17 protein-coding genes and 1 pseudogene are annotated in these 19,371 nt (G+C 57.8%); 8 read left to right on the forward strand and 10 right to left on the reverse strand.

Features of this window, described 5'->3' with window-relative positions; genetic code table 11:
* Positions 1-5: 5 nt before the first annotated feature.
* Positions 6-809 carry an RDD family protein gene (locus G538_RS0104795; protein ID WP_029068425.1) on the reverse strand — a complete coding sequence of 268 codons (804 nt, stop codon included), beginning with the start codon at positions 807-809 and terminating at the stop codon, positions 6-8.
* Positions 810-906: 97 nt separating this feature from the next.
* Between G538_RS0104795 and G538_RS0104800 the strand changes: the two genes are divergently transcribed.
* Positions 907-1,893 (forward strand): stage II sporulation protein M, encoded by a 987-nt coding sequence (locus tag G538_RS0104800; RefSeq protein WP_029068426.1) that lies wholly within the window; start codon positions 907-909, stop codon positions 1,891-1,893.
* A gap of 91 nt (positions 1,894-1,984) precedes the next feature.
* Here the strand turns inward: G538_RS0104800 and G538_RS0104805 are convergent, their stop codons facing one another.
* The 6 genes from G538_RS0104805 to G538_RS0104830 are packed head-to-tail and all read right to left on the reverse strand — an operon-like array spanning position 1,985 to position 7,524.
* Positions 1,985-2,191, reverse strand: a complete 207-nt coding sequence (locus tag G538_RS0104805; protein WP_029068427.1) for a hypothetical protein — start codon at positions 2,189-2,191, stop codon at positions 1,985-1,987.
* A complete protein-coding gene (locus G538_RS0104810; protein WP_029068428.1) occupies positions 2,188-3,480 on the reverse strand; it encodes a DUF58 domain-containing protein in 1,293 nt (430 codons plus the stop codon). The genes G538_RS0104805 and G538_RS0104810 overlap by 4 nt, the downstream gene beginning before the upstream one ends.
* Before the next feature lie 13 nt (positions 3,481-3,493).
* Positions 3,494-4,477 carry an AAA family ATPase gene (locus tag G538_RS0104815; protein ID WP_029068429.1) on the reverse strand — a complete coding sequence of 328 codons (984 nt, stop codon included), beginning with the start codon at positions 4,475-4,477 and terminating at the stop codon, positions 3,494-3,496.
* Positions 4,467-5,642 (reverse strand): DUF4350 domain-containing protein, encoded by a 1,176-nt coding sequence (locus G538_RS0104820; RefSeq protein WP_029068430.1) that lies wholly within the window; start codon positions 5,640-5,642, stop codon positions 4,467-4,469. Before G538_RS0104820 ends, G538_RS0104815 begins: the two co-directional genes overlap by 11 nt.
* Positions 5,639-6,280, reverse strand: a complete 642-nt coding sequence (locus G538_RS15130; protein ID WP_051196581.1) for a DUF4129 domain-containing protein — start codon at positions 6,278-6,280, stop codon at positions 5,639-5,641. The genes G538_RS0104820 and G538_RS15130 overlap by 4 nt, the downstream gene beginning before the upstream one ends.
* On the reverse strand, positions 6,277-7,524 hold the full coding sequence (locus G538_RS0104830; protein WP_157544300.1) for a DUF3824 domain-containing protein: 1,248 nt from the start codon (positions 7,522-7,524) through the stop codon (positions 6,277-6,279). The genes G538_RS15130 and G538_RS0104830 overlap by 4 nt, the downstream gene beginning before the upstream one ends.
* 164 nt (positions 7,525-7,688) lie before the next feature.
* Between G538_RS0104830 and mtrA the strand changes: the two genes are divergently transcribed.
* The 6 genes and pseudogenes from mtrA to secA all read left to right on the forward strand — a co-directional run.
* Positions 7,689-8,372, forward strand: coding sequence for an MtrAB system response regulator MtrA (gene mtrA, locus G538_RS0104835; RefSeq protein ID WP_029068432.1), 684 nt, complete (start codon positions 7,689-7,691; stop codon positions 8,370-8,372).
* A 14-nt stretch (positions 8,373-8,386) separates the two neighbouring features.
* Entirely contained in the window at positions 8,387-10,063 is a 1,677-nt protein-coding gene (gene mtrB, locus G538_RS15135) for an MtrAB system histidine kinase MtrB (RefSeq protein WP_157544301.1), read from the forward strand.
* Positions 10,053-11,831 (forward strand): LpqB family beta-propeller domain-containing protein, encoded by a 1,779-nt coding sequence (locus tag G538_RS0104845; RefSeq protein WP_029068433.1) that lies wholly within the window; start codon positions 10,053-10,055, stop codon positions 11,829-11,831. Before mtrB ends, G538_RS0104845 begins: the two co-directional genes overlap by 11 nt.
* Before the next feature lie 112 nt (positions 11,832-11,943).
* Complete coding sequence (locus tag G538_RS15140) at positions 11,944-12,741, forward strand: ComF family protein (RefSeq protein WP_157544302.1); 798 nt, start codon at positions 11,944-11,946, stop codon at positions 12,739-12,741.
* 145 nt (positions 12,742-12,886) lie between these two features.
* Positions 12,887-13,555 carry a ribosome hibernation-promoting factor, HPF/YfiA family gene (gene hpf, locus G538_RS0104855; RefSeq protein WP_029068434.1) on the forward strand — a complete coding sequence of 223 codons (669 nt, stop codon included), beginning with the start codon at positions 12,887-12,889 and terminating at the stop codon, positions 13,553-13,555.
* A gap of 191 nt (positions 13,556-13,746) precedes the next feature.
* Positions 13,747-16,242, forward strand: a pseudogene (secA, locus tag G538_RS0104860) (preprotein translocase subunit SecA); the annotation flags it as partial.
* 333 nt (positions 16,243-16,575) lie between these two features.
* Here the strand turns inward: secA and G538_RS15145 are convergent.
* Positions 16,576-17,028, reverse strand: coding sequence for an Rv3235 family protein (locus tag G538_RS15145; protein WP_051196583.1), 453 nt, complete (start codon positions 17,026-17,028; stop codon positions 16,576-16,578).
* 8 nt (positions 17,029-17,036) lie between these two features.
* Positions 17,037-18,233 (reverse strand): hypothetical protein, encoded by a 1,197-nt coding sequence (locus tag G538_RS0104870; RefSeq protein WP_029068436.1) that lies wholly within the window; start codon positions 18,231-18,233, stop codon positions 17,037-17,039.
* 173 nt (positions 18,234-18,406) lie between these two features.
* Between G538_RS0104870 and G538_RS17235 the strand changes: the two genes are divergently transcribed.
* Entirely contained in the window at positions 18,407-18,973 is a 567-nt protein-coding gene (locus G538_RS17235) for a hypothetical protein (RefSeq protein WP_029068437.1), read from the forward strand.
* Positions 18,974-19,029: 56 nt separating this feature from the next.
* Here the strand turns inward: G538_RS17235 and G538_RS0104880 are convergent, their stop codons facing one another.
* A complete protein-coding gene (locus G538_RS0104880) occupies positions 19,030-19,245 on the reverse strand; it encodes a helix-turn-helix domain-containing protein (protein ID WP_029068438.1) in 216 nt (71 codons plus the stop codon).
* Positions 19,246-19,371: the final 126 nt, after the last annotated feature.

Below are 19,371 nucleotides of genomic sequence, written 5' to 3' on the forward strand. Positions count from 1 at the left end.
TGTTGTCAGCTGAAGGGGAGCGTTTCGATTTGTTTCCGCACCGAAGCGGCCATCTCACGGCGGCGTAGTTCGTTATCGAGATCGCGGTTTCCGCGTTCCACGATGACGGCAGCTAAGTATTCTTCATGGCTGACCGCGAATGGTGGGGCGGGAGCAACAAACGCCGAAACCTTCTCAGCGAGTGCAGCCCCCAATGATTCACGCGAATGCGGGTGGAGATTAGGCGCACGAGACAAAAATTGGCGAACGTTCAGAGCTAAACCGTCAGGGAGTTTCGCAATGTCCGCTGCTTGCGCCCAAGGCACCAGTCGTTGTGGCATCAGTACCTGATGGAGGCGGGATTTGCCGTTACGCACCCGAATAACATAGGTGCCAGCAAGGAAATCTCCCACGCGCTTACCACGCTGGTTAAACAGCGACACGATAATCGCAACAGCACCCGCAGTGATGACAATCTCCAGCACGGCGACGGTGTGCCTGATCAGCGAGTGCCGCCACACAACCGGCCCGCCGTCATCACGGACCACTCGAACACCCATGGCCCACTTACCCAACGAACGGCCTTTAGTGAGGTTCTCCACCACTGAGGGGACTATGACAAACAGAACCACCATCAGCACAATCCCCGTGATGAGCCCACCGTATGTGCTATCAAACGTGAAAATGTACTCACTGGCAAGGAAAATTGCGAAGACAACAACGAGCCAGTAGAGCACGTAGTCAATGATCAGAGCCACTCCACGTGTCAGGAATGACGCTGGCCGGACATCAAGGATGACACCTTCGCCGATGATGATCGGGTCGTCCATGCTGCTCCTTCAACTCACATACTCAGCCACTGACACAACACGCCCACCACGTGGGCTGTCACGGTGAAAGCCTACCGTGTTGTGGGACAGTAGTTCTGTGGATTTCGAGGCTTTCACTACATCACACCGCGACGAGTGGGAACGACTCAAGGTGCTCTCCAAGCGCCGGTCACTCACTGGCGAAGAAGCAGACGAGCTCGTTTTGTTGTACCAAATTGTCTCCAGCCACCTGTCAGTGGTGCGTTCCACCGCCCCTGACCCCACACTTATCTCAGATCTTTCCCTCATGTTGTCCACTGCCCGAACCCGCATTACAGGGTCCAGGGACACAAACTGGCGCGGTGTAGTTACCTTATTCACCGAGTCCATGCCTGCCGCGTTGTACCGTTCGCGCTGGTGGACTCACGGCGTGACAGCAGGTTTTTTCATCATCGCCGCAGTCATGGCCGTGTGGGTTGCTACCACCCCTGAAGGGTTAGAGCGTTTAGGTAGCGTGCAAGAACGTGACGCCTACGTCAACCAAGCATTTGCTGAATACTACGAACCCGGCGGTGAGTTCGCAGCGATGGTGTGGACCAATAACGCGTGGATTGCAGTGCAGTGCGTGGCTTTTGGTGTCACCGGCATTTGGCCTATCTTCGTGATGGCAAGCAACGCCGTCAATGTTGGGATGATCGCTGGCCTGATGGCCGCCTACGGCGAGTTGGGGTTATTCCTCCAACTCATTAGCCCCCACGGGCTCCTTGAACTCACCTCAATTTTTGTTGCAGGTGGGGCAGGGCTCAAACTGTTTTGGGCTTTAGTGAACCCGGGGCGTCGCCCCCGCAGTGTTGCCCTAGCTCAAGAGGGTAGGTCCCTCATGCTTGTTGCCGGAGCGTTGGTGTTTGCATTGGGGTTGTCAGGGATCATTGAAGGTTTCGTCACCGGTTCCACGATGCTGTGGTGGGTGAAGATCGTCATCGGGGCCATCGCATTAGCAGCCTTCTGGACCTACGTGTACACCCTCGGTCGTGCTGCAGTACGCCGAGGTGCCACAGGTGACCTCAGCGAAGAAGAAGCTGGCTACTACCAGCAATACGCATAACCCAGCAAAAAGCTGGCAAGTCATCAGAATGCGTAAGCCCGGGGCAGCACATGCTGCCCCGGGCTTACGCATTCAATGAGTGGAACGGATACTACGAGAAGAGCCCTGCCAGTGCTGGGACCATCGCGGAGGCGATGAGAGCAAACACCAACACCAAAGCAATCCGGCGGGCTGAGCGTTGCCGCCGCGCACCAACCGGTTCCCAATCAGGGCGAGACACTGGGCGTGCCTCACGGCCAGCCGCACGGCGGGCATCGGCGGAGGAAGAGTTCTTGGCGGTCTTGCGCGGATCGGTCATAGTCGTCCAGCTGCCTTCAACATCAGGTACGTGTCAGCGACACGGGGGGCGAGATCGTCAGGCAGCGAGTCTACAACGACCACCTGTGAACGTTCCAGCACTGACGTTGCCGCACGGCGCGCCAACAACGACGCAGTGGCAGCAGCAGCATCAAACACCGCAGCTGAATCATCGATGTTTTTGCTGATCGACACAGTTTCAGGGTCTTCAACACCCGCAACAATGACGCTGTGACGCTGTGACAAAGCACCCATCGCGCTCAGGAACCCCGTTTCGGGGACTGTGAGATCAGAGTTAGTCAGCACCACAATCAACGAACGCTGCCACACCCGTGAGTGAATCTTCGTAGTAATTGCTGTCCAATCAGCTTCCACCAGCACAGGGGAGACCCCCGCTAAAGCGACAGCCATCTCATGGAGCACCCCACCACCAGCAGGTGCTGACACGTGAGCACGTTGAGCCCGGTCAAACGCAATAAGTTCAACCCGGTCACCAGCCTGCGCGGCCAACGCCCCAAGGAGCATCGCCGCTTCCAAATAGGCGTCAAGGCGGGTCTCACCGGCAACACGCGGAGCACTAGTGCGTGAGGTATCCACAACAATAACCACACGCCGGTCCCGCTCAGGCCGCCAAGTCCGTACCGTCACTTCACGTGAACGCGCCGTTGCCCGCCAGTCAATGGACCGAACATCGTCACCTTCAACATAGGGGCGCAACGAATCAAATTCGGTGCCCTGCCCACGCACCTGAACCGCTGAGCCACCCTCAATTTCACGAAGCAATGTCACCCGTGACGGCAAGTGCCGTGCCGAGCGAAACTCCGGCAGAACCTTAATTGTTGAAGGCGCCTGCAGCGTCAGTTGACGCGCAGCGAACCCCAACGGCCCAAACAACCGCACCGTCACATGAGCAGCAACCCGGTCACCGCGACGGGTAGGGCGCAGCACTGACGGCAAGCGGATAGCGTCACCGGCGCGGATAGCTAACCGATGCATCGGGACACTCACACCCGCAGAGGGGGGCCACACATCGTGAAGCAGCCCCTTAGCGCGGCGACGCCCAGTATTACGCACCACAAATTCCCCGCGGGCAACCTCACCCAAGCGCACCTGAAAAGGCATGCTCCGGGTGATCTCCAACGAACGTGGGGATGCTGCACGCAAAGCATCACCCACGATCAACAACACCGTGAGCACACCCCACGCAATCACCACATGCCATTCACCGAAGATCAGCGCAGGAATCAAACCCGCCGCAAAGAACGCCGCTGGGCGCCAACTTAAAGCCACAAGGCACCCTCCATCAGCGTGGTACGGGAACTGAACTGAGGATAGTGCGCATCACTGATTCCACAGAAACACCCTCAATTTCGGCTTCAGGGCGCAAAGATAACCGGTGGGACAACGTCGATGGCGCCAGCGCCTTCACGTCATCAGGGGTGACATAGTCGCGCCCCGACAACCAAGCCCAAGCCCGCGAGGTGGCCAAAAGGGCAGTGGCACCACGAGGTGAAACGCCAACCGAAATGGAAGGTGATACGCGTGAAGCCCTGCAAACATCAACAATGTAGCCCAGGATTTCAGGGGCAACAGAAACACGCGCCACCTCCTGGCGGGCCACGTCGAGGTCCTCAATGGTTGCTACTTGACGCAAGCCTGCACCGGTCAGGTCACGAGGGCTAAAACCTTCAGCGTGCCGTGCTAGCACGTCGATTTCACCGTCACGTTCAGGCATCGGGAGGACAGCCTTGAGCAAGAATCGGTCAAGTTGGGCTTCGGGCAGGGTATAGGTTCCCGCATGTTCAATGGGGTTTTGGGTAGCGATCACCATGAACGGTGATGGCAATGGTTGCGGGGTGCCGTCAACGGACACCTGGCGTTCTTCCATTGCTTCCAAGAGCGCAGATTGGGTTTTGGGCGGGGTGCGGTTAATTTCATCGGCGAGCAGCAGGTTTGTGAACACTGGCCCGTGTTTGAACGTAAAGTCCTCAGTTTTCGCGGAGTACACCAGCGACCCGGTGATGTCTGACGGCATAAGGTCTGGGGTGAACTGCACCCGCTTGGTGTCAACACTCAGTGCGTGAGAAAGCGACCGCACCAGCAGGGTTTTAGCAACACCAGGAACCCCCTCAAGGAGAACGTGCCCCTGGCATAACAAACCAATAATCAGCGTGGATACTGCAGCGTCTTGCCCAACAACCGCTTTCGCGACTTCTTGGCGCACCTGGTCAAGTGATGCGCGCGCCCGATCGGCGCTTGATCCGTACGCGGGGGTGTCATGGGACATCTTTGATCTCACTTTCCAAGGACTTCAAACGGGCGGCAAGCTGCACTAATTCGTGGTCAGAGCGTGCTGTGTTGTGGAAGAGAAGGTCGTAAACCTCAAGGTCAGGGCGACCCGATGCGCGTGCCACAGCAGACACCAGTGCGTCACGTGACGCACTGCGTTGAATACCAAGGTGGCGTGCACAAGCAGCAGCGGTCGCTGCTTGCATGGTGCGCCCTGCCCGTCCGTGTGCGTGAGCTAGCCGGTAGAGCCGCCCACGGCCGCGGGTTGTTTCACTGGCGCGCACCACAACGGGCAGTTGTTCACTAGCAACTGGTCCCAACCGTCGCATCGCAGCAAGCACTGCAAGCCCACCAGCGATGAGCAGCATCACTGCAGCAATGCTGAATCGTTGTGGCAGGTCAGGTTCGCCGTCAGCGAGGAGGGTGTCTGGGTCGGGGCCTTCGGGCACAAACCACACGAGGTCTTCGTGTCCTCCAAGGAGGTTTAATGCGAGTGAGGCGTGCCCTGCTTTGGTGATGTTCTCGTTGGAGAACATGTACGCATCATCCAGAACGCTGACAAGGGTGGAGCCGGTGTCGAGCTGGATCAGGTGGTGCCCAAATGCGGAGGGGAAACACGTCGTGTACGCATCGGACTCACGTTCGGGACTCACCGTGAGGGACGTCCCTTGCGAAATAATCTCGCGAGCGTTTTGTGCGGCGTCCAGTACACACTCGGCGGCGGTGGGGCCATCAGCGGAGAACCCGCCTGCGTAGTCAATCCCTAGGCCAAGAGTTTCTAGTGTGTCCCGGCTTGGAGCGAGGAACACCAGGTCAGCGCCACTAGTCACTAAAGATCGAGTGGTGGCCTCGTTGAGGTTATCGGTTGACGTGACCAGCAGCGTTGTCCCTGGTGTGGAATTGGCTTGCACACCATCAATGTTTGATGCGGGGGTCACGTCAACGCCACGTGAGGACAGAACCTGCGCTAGAGCGCGGGCCCCCTTGGGGTAGGGGTTGTCGTGTCCGAGGGGCACCCCACTGAAACTTGGAATGAATGTCACGATCAACCACGAGACGAGCAACACCGTAGCGAGGGCACCTAAAGGCAGGAAGGTGGACTTCACGCGGCGGCGGAGAGCATGGTTCGCCGTTTCACGAGCGGTGATCATCGATGTTGTCATGATGCATTCACCCGTTCTTTGCGGCGGGTTTCAAACGCTTCTTGTGCCGCTTTGTACCCCGCCACAACGGTGTCGTAGTCGCGGCGTGTTGCATCATCGTGCCCGTACACGACAGCGTCGAACGTGTGTGCGGCAGCTGTTACAGGGGCTTCAAGTTCCGGAGAGTCTTGTCGCAAGGTGTTGGCGGCTTCCAACGCGGTGCGGCTGGGATCAACAGAGATGATGACTCGTTCCTCAGCGCTCTTCACCAAGGCTCTGAACTGTGCCACTGCAGCATCATGCCAGCTACCCTTTGCGGCTGCTTCACGGGCTAGGTTGAGGTATTCATCGGCGGAAATATCTTGATCCACACCGATGCTTCCGGTTTTCTCTGCCCGTGTGATCAAACGTTTTCCGCGCATACGAAAGTAAGCGAACCCAATGATGAGTAACCCGAGCGCCAGAAGCCCAGCGAATGACCAAGCCGTTCCAGCCACTGAACCGTCAAACGATTCCAACCAGTCCATGAAGAACCGTTGGATGCGAGCAAATAGCCCTTCGCTTTGTTGGTACACCGCCTGAGATAGTTCAGTTTCCAGCCATTGCCGGCCAGTGTCTTGGTCGGGAGTGAGGGGAATGTCGAACCTGATGGGGGTCACTGCATCGCCTGCGCAAGTTGAACGTCCAACGCCTCCTTGCGGATGCGGACATCAATGTACAGCAACGAAAGGACAGCGGCGAGGAACGCCACGGCAATTGTTTGCACTGCAACAATTTCAGCAACATATGTTGCCAGTGCAAGCACATCGCGATCGAAGTCCGAACCAAAAATGAGTGCCCGGACAATTTCGACTGCCCCTGCAAGCACACCAACAATGATTTGCATAACGATTGAGGACAGCAAATAAATACCAAAGATGCGCCACCAAGACCCTTTAGTCAGCCCCCATGAGCGGCGCATCGCACCAATGACGGACTGGTCTTCAAGGATCAAAGCCATCGGGGCGAACAGCCATTTGACAAGGACAAAGCACGTCCACGCTAAGAGCGCAAGAGAAACCACAAGGGTGGCGATAGCGCCCCCAGCTGTGAGCGTTGCATCCGGGACAGCGAATATGGCAAGAAGGAACAAGATCCATGGCAGGAGCATGAGCAGGCCAACTAGGAAGGACACCCCGAGAATCGCCCAGAAACGTGCGCGAACTTTATCCCATACCTCCCCCATCGGTGCTGGGCGGTTCACAATGAGCTGGCCGACAGCGGCAATAACAACTGCAGTCGCAATGTAGGTAGAAAGCGACGCGGCGATCGACACCACATAACTCACGGACAATGACCCAGAACTCATCGCAAAAGGCCCTTCAGCGAGGGCCGGATCGTCAAAAATACTCAATAAATCGCCAAAAATCTGGTTGGCAACCCACGGGGCATACAAGTACCCGATTGCTGCACCAGCGATACTGAACACTGCCACAACCAAAAACGACAGCCCGATGATTGATCCAGGTGCTTTACGTACCGCCTGGAAAGAACCATCAAAAATCCCGCCAAGCCCTAGTGGCCGCAGCGGAATGATGCCCTCGCGAGGAGCGAAAGCTGGCTGCGGTGGCATCTGCCCGTTTGGCGGTTGCCCACCGGCCTGTCCGTACTGAGGTTGCTGACCATACTGCGGCTGCTGCCCATATTGAGGTTGCTGCCCATATTGGGGAGTTGCCTCGCCCGGCTGAGAACCTGGGGGTGCGTACTGTCCATACTTAGGCTGTTCACGCGGTTGTGGCTCCTGGTCCCCAGGCTGCTGCTGACCATACTGCGGCGTAGGTTCAGGTGACGATCCACCGTGCTGAGAACTACCCGGGGCAGCCCAATTCTTCTTCTCCGACGACGGATCCTGTGGCGCAGACATCACTCACTCCCAACCAGCGGATACCCGCTCCCAAAACTGTTCCAGCGAACACTCTACTGAACAACACTGGAGAATGAGTGAAGAATATCCGTATCTCGACACTCACATGCCACAAAACTCCCCACACATCGAAGATCAGGGCAGAAAAGTGGCAAGATAGCGGCATGACACATCGCGTGCTAGTAGTAGACGACGACACCGCACTCGCAGAGATGATCGGCATTGTCCTCAAAACCGAGGGCTTCGACGCCGAATTCTGTGCAGACGGCGACTCCGCCTTCGCAACCTTCCAGAACTACCAGCCCGACCTCGTTCTGCTCGACCTCATGCTGCCAGGCAAAGACGGCACAGTGGTGTGCCGAGAGATCCGCCGCGAGTCAGGCATCCCCATCATCATGCTCACCGCAAAAAGTGACACCGTTGACGTTGTTGCAGGCCTCGAAGCCGGTGCAGATGACTACGTGTCCAAACCCTTCAAACCCAAAGAACTCGTAGCCCGCATCCGCGCCCGCCTGCGCCGCATCGATGAACCCGAACCCGAAATCTTGCACATCGGCGACCTCGACATCGATGTCACAGGTCACAAAGTTGCGCGTGACGGCAACCAAATATCCCTCACCCCACTCGAATTTGACCTTCTTGTTGCCCTGGCGCGCCAACCTTGGCAAGTGCTCTCCCGTGAAGTTCTCCTCGAAAAAGTGTGGGGCTACCGTCACGCTGCAGACACCCGCCTGGTGAATGTTCACGTCCAACGGCTGCGATCCAAAATTGAACACGACCCAGAAAACCCAGAGATCGTCATGACCGTGCGTGGTGTTGGCTACAAGGCAGGCGTCCGTAAGGGATGAAACGATCCATCACCATGCGACGCAACCTCCTGCGGCGTAGGGTGCGCCACATAGCCAGAGCTATTGCGCGGCCTTTCCAAACATCCGTCCAGTTTCGGCTCCTTGTGATCGCAGTGAGTTTCTCACTGATCTCCTTGCTGTTGCTGTCGCTTTACCTGTCCATCGCCATGCGCGATGGACTCTTCGAGCGGCGCCTCGACGAAATCCTCGGAGAATCAGCACGGTCGCTTTCTCAAACGCAAACCACCCTGAACTCCTCCACGGCAACCTCCACATCCCAAGTTCAACAAACACTCAACGACCTCCTCCCGGCTCTGCAATCTGGAGGAACATCTGGGCGTGAAGTGTTCCTCCTGCGAGCCCAAACAAACAACTCCCCAGTGCGGGTCCTTGACCTCTCCACTGCTCCCGCCGCGGAAGGCCTCATCAGCCCAGCCATTCGAGACACCGTCACAAACAACCCGCAACAACAACACTGGCAGTCCGTGAACATCGGACCGGACAATCCCGGAGTTATCGTCGGGGCAATCGTTGACGTTCCTCAAGCAGGCGCCTTCGAGGTGTACTTTCTCTACTCCCTCGCCTCGGAACAAGAAAGCTTGACGTTCCTGCAAAACACCATTGCGTTCGCTGGGGCGGTCCTCATCGGAGTGTTAGCGACCCTGATCTACGTGGTTACCCGTCAAATTGTGCGCCCCGTTAAGCAAGCATCCGTGGCTGCTGAACGTATCGCTGACGGCAACCTCAACGAACGACTCATCGTGCGCGGCCAAGACGAAGTAGCCACCCTCGCCCGGTCCTTCAACGCCATGACCGGGTCCCTGCAGCACCAAATCGATCAACTCGCCCAACTCTCAGCGGTGCAACGACAATTTGTGTCCGACGTATCCCACGAGTTGCGTACCCCCCTGACCACTGTGCGCATGGCCGCAGAGATCCTCCACGAATCACGCGACGATTTTGACCCCATCGTCAAACGCTCCACCGAACTCCTGCACACCCAACTCGACCGGTTCGAAGACCTCCTCGCCGACCTCCTCGAAATCTCCCGGTTCGACGCCGGCGCAGCAATGCTCGACGTCGAAGCCCGCGACCTGTCCGACACCGTCGTGCGCGTCATCGACCACGAGCTACCACTCGCCGAGAAGAAAGGCGTGTGGATCTCCGCAGACCTCGGCACAACCTCCACCCGAGCCGACTACGACTCACGCCGAGTCGAACGAATCTTGCGGAATCTCTTGGTCAACGCCATCGAACATGCAGAAGGCAACCCCATCACCATCACCATCGGGACCAGCCCCGAGGCTGTGGCAGTTGTTGTCCAAGACCGCGGAATAGGCATGGACCGCGAAGCAGTCACCCGAGTCTTTGACCGATTCTGGCGAGCAGACCCAGCCCGTGCCCGCACCACCGGAGGTTCGGGGTTGGGGCTATCTATCGCTAAAGAAGACGCACGCCTCCACGGCGGATGGCTCGAAGCCTGGGGGCGTCCAGGGTTCGGATCTTCCTTCCGCCTTACCCTGCCACGCCGCGCAGGCATCATCTTGACCAGTTCCCCCATCGCCCTAGAACACAAGGAATCCCTGTACGAAGCCCCCACCCCCATTCCTGCGGACGACGAACACGGACCAGCCTCTGTGCCGCGTTTCGACTCCAAAGATGACTACCCCGAGGACTCCGATGACGACTGACATCACGCGCCGCATTGCGCTCGCCGTGACCCTCACCGTAGCGGTGTCACTAGGTGGTTGCGCTGCGATCCCTTCCCAATCAGCCGTCAGTTCAGCGGACATCACCGTGCAAGATTCCGGACCCGTATTTTTTGCAGCAAAAGGGCCAGTGAGTGACGCCAGCCCACAAGACATCGTGTCGGGGTTCATCAACGCTCAATCTGCTGGTCTGACCGACAACTGGTCAACAGCTCGCCAGTTCCTCACTGATGCCACAGCAGATTCTTGGTCCCCAGGAGCAACGGTCAACGTGTACAGCGGAGAACTAGACCTCTCAGCTGCGCGGCCACCGCAAAATAGTGATGAAAGCGCGCCATCAGAGGACGACAACGCCACTGACGGCGGCATCGTCGATCTCGCCACGGCAACGTCCGTAACCATTGAGGCCCAAGCTGACCTCACCGGGACCCTCAATGACGTGGGCGCATACACCGAATCGTTGGAAGGTTCGCAATCCCTGACAACGTTTGAACTTGTCCGTGATGCAGAAGACCAATGGCGCATCAGTGCGTTGTCTGACGACATCTTCATGGCAGAACCAAACTTTGAATCCCTCTACCGGTCAACCACCATCTATTTTGTGTCAGCCGATGAAGAGTTCCTTGTCCCTGAGGTTCGGTGGTTCCCCCGGACTCGCACAGAAACCTACGTCGTCAATGCGCTGCTCTCTGGCCCCTCTGATTGGCTCGCAGACTCAGTAACCAACCTCTTCCCTGACGGCACGCGGTTGGTATATGACGCGGTCAATGTTGACGGTGGCACAGCCACGGTGAACCTCTCTTCACAGGTCACCACAGCAACACCACAAGATCGTTCGCTCCTTGCCACCCAAATCCGTTCCGCCCTGACACGGCTTCCCGGGATCCGCAATGTTGCGATTCAAGCGAACTCCATTGAACTGCAAGTGGGAGATCTCCCAGAACTTCAACGCGACCCCACGCTGGCGACCTCCCCGATAATCGTCACGGGCACCGGACTATCGCAGGTAACACAAGGGGCAGTAGAACCTCTCGACCCGCCGGTAGACCTCAGCCCCTATGACGTCACGGGGCTTGCCGTGAACGGTGACCGATCATTGCAAGTAATTCTTGATGACCAAGACACACTGCGCCGAGTCTCAGCAGGGCAGGACAGCGGGGCTGTCCTAGCGAGAGGTGATGACCTCATTGCCCCAAGCATCGACAGGTTCAATTGGGTGTGGACAGGAGAAGTAGAGCAAGGCGACACCAGCGAACTACAGGTAGTTACAGGTGACGGAACCACTGTGCCTGTTGCTATACCGTGGCTTGCAGGCCGCACAATTTCTGAGATCCGGGTATCTCATGATGGCGCACGCATTGCCGTGATCTCTGCAGCACCTGGGCGCCGCCTCATTGAGGTGGCGGCAATTACCCGTGACGCTGACAACGTGCCCCAAGCAGTCAGTGAACCGATTTCCGTCGGCGGGGGAATTACCAGCCCGGAACTACTGGAATGGATTGATGAGTCAACCTTGGCGGTGATTACCTCCGCTCAAGACAACGGCGGTCAAGGTTTCTACAGTGTTCAAGTAGGCGGAACCTCGGAGTATATTTCTGCCTTGGAGAACGTTGCCACACTCGGCGCTGGGCGCGGGTTGCGCGCAGTGTATGTGGGCACCAAGGACGGCTCTATCCTGTCCCGCGCGGCGACTGGTGCCGCATGGGTGACAGTTGTCGAGGAAGGCGCTTTACCAACTTTCCCGGGGTAAGCGTGCGGAATCTGGTTGTCCACAGCCCATCATGCACCTTGTGTTTATGCAGGTGTGGACAACCAACACCACACGGCACAATAACGATGCCCCAAACTGACACACTGCACGGGTGTCTTCTCCCGTGCGCACCTACCTGCGTGAACTCTCACTTCTCCTCGTTCCACAAAGCTGCCCAGGGTGCGGGCGCTACGACACCCCTTTGTGCGCCCGATGCGCGGCCCTGTTCAGTACCATGCCGCGCCGCGCCGACCATCTAGCGCCGCGACTTGTCCTCACTCCGGAAGGCGGAGATAGTGGTGTGACTGCTCATCATGCCCCACGAACCCGCCTGCCTGTCTGGGCTTGCGCCCCCTACCAGGGCCCGGTACGAGACGTCATCACCGCTTGGAAAGAACATGGCCGTGGTGACCTCACCAATCCGCTCGTTGCGCTCGCCGGGGCGGCTGCCACGCAATTAGTGCAACAAGCCGCAGATGAGTTAAGCGTGAGCGACGGTGCGACTGTGGTCGTTCCAGTGCCATCTACCTCGACCGCAACGAGGCGCCGCGGATTTTCACCCTCCGCAGAACTTGCCCGTGTTGTTGCGCAAGCCCATCGCGAGGTTGGGCGGGACGCTGTTGTGATCCCGGCATTATCCACAGCGAAAAAATCAACACAAAAGACCCTCGATGCTCGTGATCGGTTTGCTAACCTCCACGGCGCTGTGCGCCTAATTCACCGCCATCGTGACGTTATCGCCGCAGCGCAACGCATCATTCTTGTCGATGATGTTGTCACTACTGGGGCCACACTTGCCCACGGACTGTCTGCACTGGCACCCAGTACGGGGACTTTTGTCGCAGGGTTTGCCTTAGCCATCACGCCAGGAGCGAAATCGCGACAAGAACACTCGGGAAACACCACCTAACAAAGTGACCACGGGCACATTACGGGGTACTGTAGTTTCACATCCCAGCACAGCAAGGGAGGTGATAGAACCCGCGTCCGCCAACGGAACGCACACAACATCGCCCCGGCGCTCAAGGAGCGCCCCTCACTCTCAGGAGGCCTTAATGGAAATCGTCGTAGTGGGACGCCACACCGAAGTAGCTGACCGATTCCGCCAACACGCTGAAGAAAAACTCAGCAAGATTGCGCAGTACGCACCGACAGCACGGCGCGTCGATGTCGAAGTCACCCACGAATACAACCCGCGCCAATCCTCACGCAACGAACGTGTGGAGTTGACCGTTCGGGACAAGGGCCCAGTCATTCGGGCTGAGGCAGCGTCAGACGATCGATTTGGGGCACTTGACCTCGCGCTCGACAAACTGCAAGAACGCCTGCGGCGTGCGCACGAGCGTAAACACACCTCAAAGCGTCGTATCCCGCGCAACCTTGATGTCCCCAAGGACATCGAAGCACTGGAAATGATCCCTGAGATCACCGATGACACACCGTCAGAGCCGCAGACAGGCGTTCCACACCCCACCCAACCGGGTGAAACTGTGGAAGTGCAACGAGGTGACTCCCCAGTCATCATCCGCCAAAAATTGCACACCGCGAATGCGATGACCCTCGACGACGCCATCGACGAAATGGAACTTGTCGGCCACGACTTCTTCCTCTTCGTTGACAGTGAGTCAAAACGACCATCTGTCGCCTACCGCCGGCGCGGTTGGACGTACGGTGTACTCGCACTCGACACTGCGTGCGACTGCGAAACCCCGCAGAAGCCATAACCTCACTGGCGATGCCCACCTCCACGTTGGGGGGTGGGCATCGCCATGTCCTGTGCTCTACGCCCACGGCGTATTTTTTCCGGCCAGCGTGACGTGTGTCCCCGTAAACCTGCAAAACCTAATACGATGGACAGTTGATTGCCCTTGCACAACGAGGTAAGGGACCGCACAGCTGACAACGGGAGTTCCGCGTGGCAAACATCCTGGAGAAAGTCCTCCGTTTTGGTGAGGGAAAGATCCTGAAGAAACTGAACGGCATCGCTCAGCAGGTGAACGCCCTCGAAGACCACTACCAGGCTTTTACCGACGAAGAACTCCGCGAAGAAACAGAGCGGTTCAAAGAGGACATTGCCCAAGGCACCACCCTCGATTCCCTTCTTCCCCAAGCATTCGCGGTAGTCCGTGAAGCATCGTCGCGAACCCTTGGCCAACGTCACTACGACGTTCAGCTCATGGGTGGTGCAGCGTTGCACATGGGGAACATCGCCGAGATGAAAACCGGTGAAGGTAAAACCCTGGTTGCAACACTGCCTGCGTACCTGAACGCACTGTCAGGTAAAGGCGTGCACATTGTCACTGTCAACGATTACTTGGCGCAGTACCAGTCCGACATCATGGGCCGTGTTTTCCGGTTCCTTGGGCTGACCACCGGGTGCATCGTTTCTGGTCAAGACCCTGCAACTCGCCGTGAACAGTACGCCGCTGACATCACCTACGGCACAAACAATGAGTTCGGCTTTGACTACTTGCGCGACAACATGGCGTGGTCTGTGAAAGATCTTGTCCAGCGTGGCCACAACTTCTCTATTGTCGATGAAGTTGACTCGATCCTCATCGATGAAGCCCGTACCCCTCTGATCATCTCTGGACCATCAGACGGTGACATCAACAAGTGGTACACCGAGTTCGCCAAGGTTTCACGCCGCCTTACCGCTGGCGAAGACTACGAAGTGGACGAGAAAAAGCGCACCATCGGTATTCTCGAGCCAGGCATCGAAAAGGTAGAAGACTACCTGGGCATCGACAACCTCTACGAATCTCTCAACACCCCGCTGATCGGGTTCCTCAACAACTCGATCAAAGCGAAAGAACTCTTCAAACGCGACAAAGACTATGTCGTGATGAACGGTGAAGTCATGATCGTTGACGAGCACACCGGGCGTATTCTCGCCGGGCGTCGCTACAACGAAGGCATGCACCAGGCTATCGAAGCCAAAGAAAGCGTCACCATCAAGGCTGAGAACCAGACGCTGGCAACCATTACCCTGCAAAACTACTTCCGCCTGTATAACAACCTGTCAGGTATGACCGGTACCGCAGACACCGAAGCTGCAGAGTTTAACTCCACCTACAACCTCGGTGTAGTTCCCATCCCCACGCACCGCCCAGTGCAACGTGTAGATGGCTCCGACCTCATCTACAAAACAGAGATGGGGAAGTTCCAGGCTGTTGTCGAGGACATTGTTGAGCGTCACGCCAAAGGACAACCAGTCCTCGTGGGAACAACATCGGTGGAAAAATCTGAGTTGTTGTCCACCATGCTGAAGAAGCAAGGCGTGCCGCACGAGGTGCTTAACGCTAAGCAACACGCCCGTGAAGCAGCGATCATTGCGATGGCTGGGCGCAAGGGTGCGGTCACCGTTGCCACCAACATGGCTGGTCGTGGTACGGACATCATGCTTGGTGGTAACGCTGAGTTCACGGCTCACGCTGAACTCAAGCGCCGCGGGCTCGACCCGGTTGAACACGAAGATGAATACCAAGCGGCCTGGGACCAGGTGCTCGCCTCCGCTCAGCAAGCGGTGAAAGACGAACACGACGAAGTTGTTGAACTCGGCGGCTTGTACGTCCTAGGTACCGAGCGTCACGAGTCACGCCGTATCGACAACCAGTTGCGTGGTCGTTCTGGACGTCAGGGTGACCCTGGTGAATCCCGGTTCTACCTGTCCATGGAAGACGAATTGATGCGTCTCTTTGGTTCAGGGCTTGCCGAAGCGATGATGAACCGTGCCGGGTTCCCCGATGACATGCCACTGGAATCCAAAATGGTGTCCCGCGGTATTGCGTCCGCTCAGGGACAGGTGGAATCGCGCAACCTAGAAATCCGTAAGAACGTCCTTAAATACGATGACGTGATGTCCCGCCAGCGCACCGTCATTTATGACGAGCGCCGCCGTGTGCTTGAAGGCGAAGACATGCAAGACCAAATTCAACACTTCATCACCGACGTCATCACGGCGTATGTGGAAGCCACCACGATCTCAAATGACCAAAACGAGTGGGACCTTGACGCCCTGTGGGCTTCCCTGAAATCTGTGTACCCCATCTCCATCACCATTGAGGAAGTGGAAGAGCAAGCTGGTGGGCGCACAAACATTAAGGCCAAGGAACTCCTTGAAGAGATCCTGTCCGATGCCCGGATCGCCTACGAGCGCCGTGAAGCAGAACTGGGTGCCGAGAACCTCCGTGACCTCGAACGTCGCATTGTGTTGTCTGTGGTTGACCGCAAGTGGCGTGAACACCTCTACGAGATGGACTACCTCAAAGAGGGAATCGGTTTGCGTGCTATGGCGCAACGTGACCCACTGGTGGAGTACCAGCGCGAAGGGTACGACATGTTCACCGCGATGCTGGAAGGCATCAAGGAAGAGTCTGTTGGCTTCTTGTACAACCTTCAGGTGAAGGTGGAGAAGAAGGAAATCGACATTGACGGTGACGGCATCCCTGACATCGAAGAGGACGTCATTGTTGCGAAGGGGCTTGATGAAAATCGCACCCCTCAGCGTCTGCAGTATTCGTCATCTGATGGTTCAAGTGCGGGTGACTCTGAGGGTTCAGAGGGCAACAACCGTGCGGAGCGTCGCGCTAGTCAGAAGAAGGCTCGCCGCCGTAAGTAACACATAGAAGCACTAACAACGCCTTCGGGGTGTGACACATGTTTATGTGTCACACCCCGAAGGCGTTGTCGTGTTTGTCGGCCTACGTGGTGGGTAACTACCCGCCGCACAGGGCGGTGGGTGTTAGCCGATGAGGAGATCAACGGCGCGCCAGCGGCCACGGTGTTCTTCCACCCGCAGAGCAACGGCGCGTACTCGGGGGCCATCAGCGATCACAACGGTTGCCTCGGCAGCGATGGGGGAGACCCGTTCAACACGCGCCCGCACAACTCGCACAGGTTTCTTCCCGCCCTGCGATGCATCGTTCATGGTGGAGCGTACGTGGGCCCGCGCACTGAGGGATTCGAGAATGTGCGGTGCCAACCATTGAGTGAGCTGGTGGACGGGGCGGATGCCGTGGAAGGCTTCCACGGCGCTTCGTGCTACCGCGCAGCAGAGTGCTGTTGGGTCACTGAGTTTTTCTCCGCGAGCGTGACGTTCTGCGAGGGGAGTGTCGTCACTGTGTGCGAGCATGGCGCGGACCTCGTCGAGAACTGGAGCGTCAGGCATGATGGGGGCGTCGAGTACGGCAGTCATGGTGGTCCTCATTTCGCAGTGGCGTTGCTGGTGGCGGAGTTCAGGGTGGTGGGAATGGTGATGACCGTTCCCGGGGTGATGTTGTTGGGGTCCTCACCGATGACATCTCGGTTTGCTTCATACACCGCTGGCCATGCCGCGGCGATCTCAGCGTTGGTTGCACCCTCTGGCAGTGCGGCACTGGTGATGCTCCACAGAGAATCGCCTGCAGCCACCCGCAACTCGCTTGGAGCATCTTGCCCCGTGGAGGTGTCGGTGTCGGTGGCAGTTGTGGTGCTGGCGGTGGGAATCTCGGCGAGCATCAGCAGGCTGACGCTGCTGTTTTGCGTGCTGTGTCGGGTCGTGTCTGTGGAGGTAGCTTGCGATGTGTGAGCTGCAGGCGTGTGTGTCGCCGCCTGGGTGGTGGCGCCGTTTGGTTGAGATGTTGTGGCTTTTTCAGCGTCCGATTCAGCGCCGGGTTCCCCTGCTTTGTCAGCGATTGATTCGCTGTCGGCAAACGAGGGGATGTCCGTAGCTGCAGGGCTGGTGTTTGTGCCACTACCAGTAGTTTCGCCGTCAGTCTCTGGTGTGTGTTGCTCAGGGGTGCTCTGTTCTGGCGCTGGTTTTTGGTCGGTTGTTCCTGCGGAGTCTTCGGCGCTGTCAGGAGTGTTGATCTCAGAATCGTTGTCCGTGGCCTGTTCTGAGGTGTCTGCCTGCGTGGTGTCTTCGTCAGTGGTGTCACCAGATTCAGTGTCACTTGCCCCGCCCAGGAAGGTGAGCGGTGTGGCTGTACCTGTGACGTCGGTTGCTTGTTGGGTGGAACTGGTGGGGGCGGAGTCGGCGAGCATGGGGGCTGCTGTGGCGGGCACCGCACCAAACGCGAGTGTCATGCCTGCGGCTGAAGCGAGCATCGCCCGTGCTGAACGTGAACCGTAGCGTTGGACAAGTGCTCTGGCGCTGCGTCCCACCATGCTGGTGGTGCCTGCAGCGAGTGCTGCAAGGACGAGAAGGTATGACAGAGCCCACCACACCGCGGCGATTGCGCCCACTGCCATGACAAACAGTTCGATAACGGTGCGTAGTTGTGTGTCAACGGAGGCAGTCCCGGAGACGATGCTGTCCACATCGCCCAGCAGCATGCTCAGTCGGAGAGTGAAGAGGCAGGTTGCTGCGCTAGCGAGTGCTGCGCCTAGGCCTGCTTTTGCGGCAACTGCGGTGGTGTTCATGAGGTGCTGTGTCTCCTTGGGGTGGGGGCGATCAGAGAACTGATGTCCCCGCCTAACCCTCGTTGATGTTGTTTGATGTAGTTTGATGAAACTAGATGTTTCTTGGTTTGTCCAGTCCTGGGCATGGTGTGGAAGAATCCTGAACGCACACTGACAGCAGAAAAGAGGCACAGATGGACCGGTGGTCAACGCTGTTTCGGGATCTCGAAACGGCACTGGAAGCTGAAAGCGAAGGCGACATCGTCGGAGCTGCAGATGAGCTGCGACGTGCAGAAATATCCCGGATCGCCCTCTGGCAACGCCTCTTAGCAGGGCAAGGGAAAACAGTGACAGTGCGAACGACGCACGGAGGTTACGTGCACGGCACCGTCCTCGATGCCCAACCACAGTGGGTACTTCTCACCGCTGCAGGTAGGGACAACGTCGTCCCGATCGCACGCATCGCAACAATCACAGGTTTACAGGGAGCTGTCCCCGAAGAAAGTGTTTACGGGCAAGACAACGCGCTACGGCGCACCCGAGAAATCACCATTCCCAGAATGCTCAGAGAACTAGCCGCACGCAGGGCATACCTGACCGTTAACTGTGCCGGGCACACAGAACAGGGCTACGCACTCGATGTCCACGCAGACACCATCGACCTCGCAGTGAAATCAGCGCCAGGTGTGATGGGCGGGCAGTCATTTACCACCGTCGCGGTGGCGCTACCCAGTATTGATTGGATTGCCCTCGACTCATAGAAGCAACCGATGTGTTCACGCCACCCATCACCCATGACGGGGAGCGCTCCCCGGAACTACTCCTCAAACTCACCAGCAGCAACGCGAGCGCGAGTTTCGTCATATTTCCGTTGGATGTACCCCTCCAACTCACTCGCCTCGACGCGCCACTGGCCACGCCCTCCCACCTGGATAGCAGGGAGTTCGCCAGAGCGAACCAGGGCGTAAGCCTGGGCTGAGGAGATGTTCAACACCTCAGTTACGTCAGCGAGTGTCAGAAAGCGCGATGCCATAGCACTAGTGTGGCATGGAGAGGCATGCCCATGTTGTTTTTCCACAGGTCTGCGGTTACATGAATATGCTGCGTGGCCACCCGATATGGTGAGAGCCGTTCCAGCAACCGCCCCCCATCATGAAGG

The organism is Jonesia quinghaiensis DSM 15701, assembly GCF_000423205.1.
Taxonomy (GTDB): domain Bacteria; phylum Actinomycetota; class Actinomycetes; order Actinomycetales; family Cellulomonadaceae; genus Jonesia; species Jonesia quinghaiensis.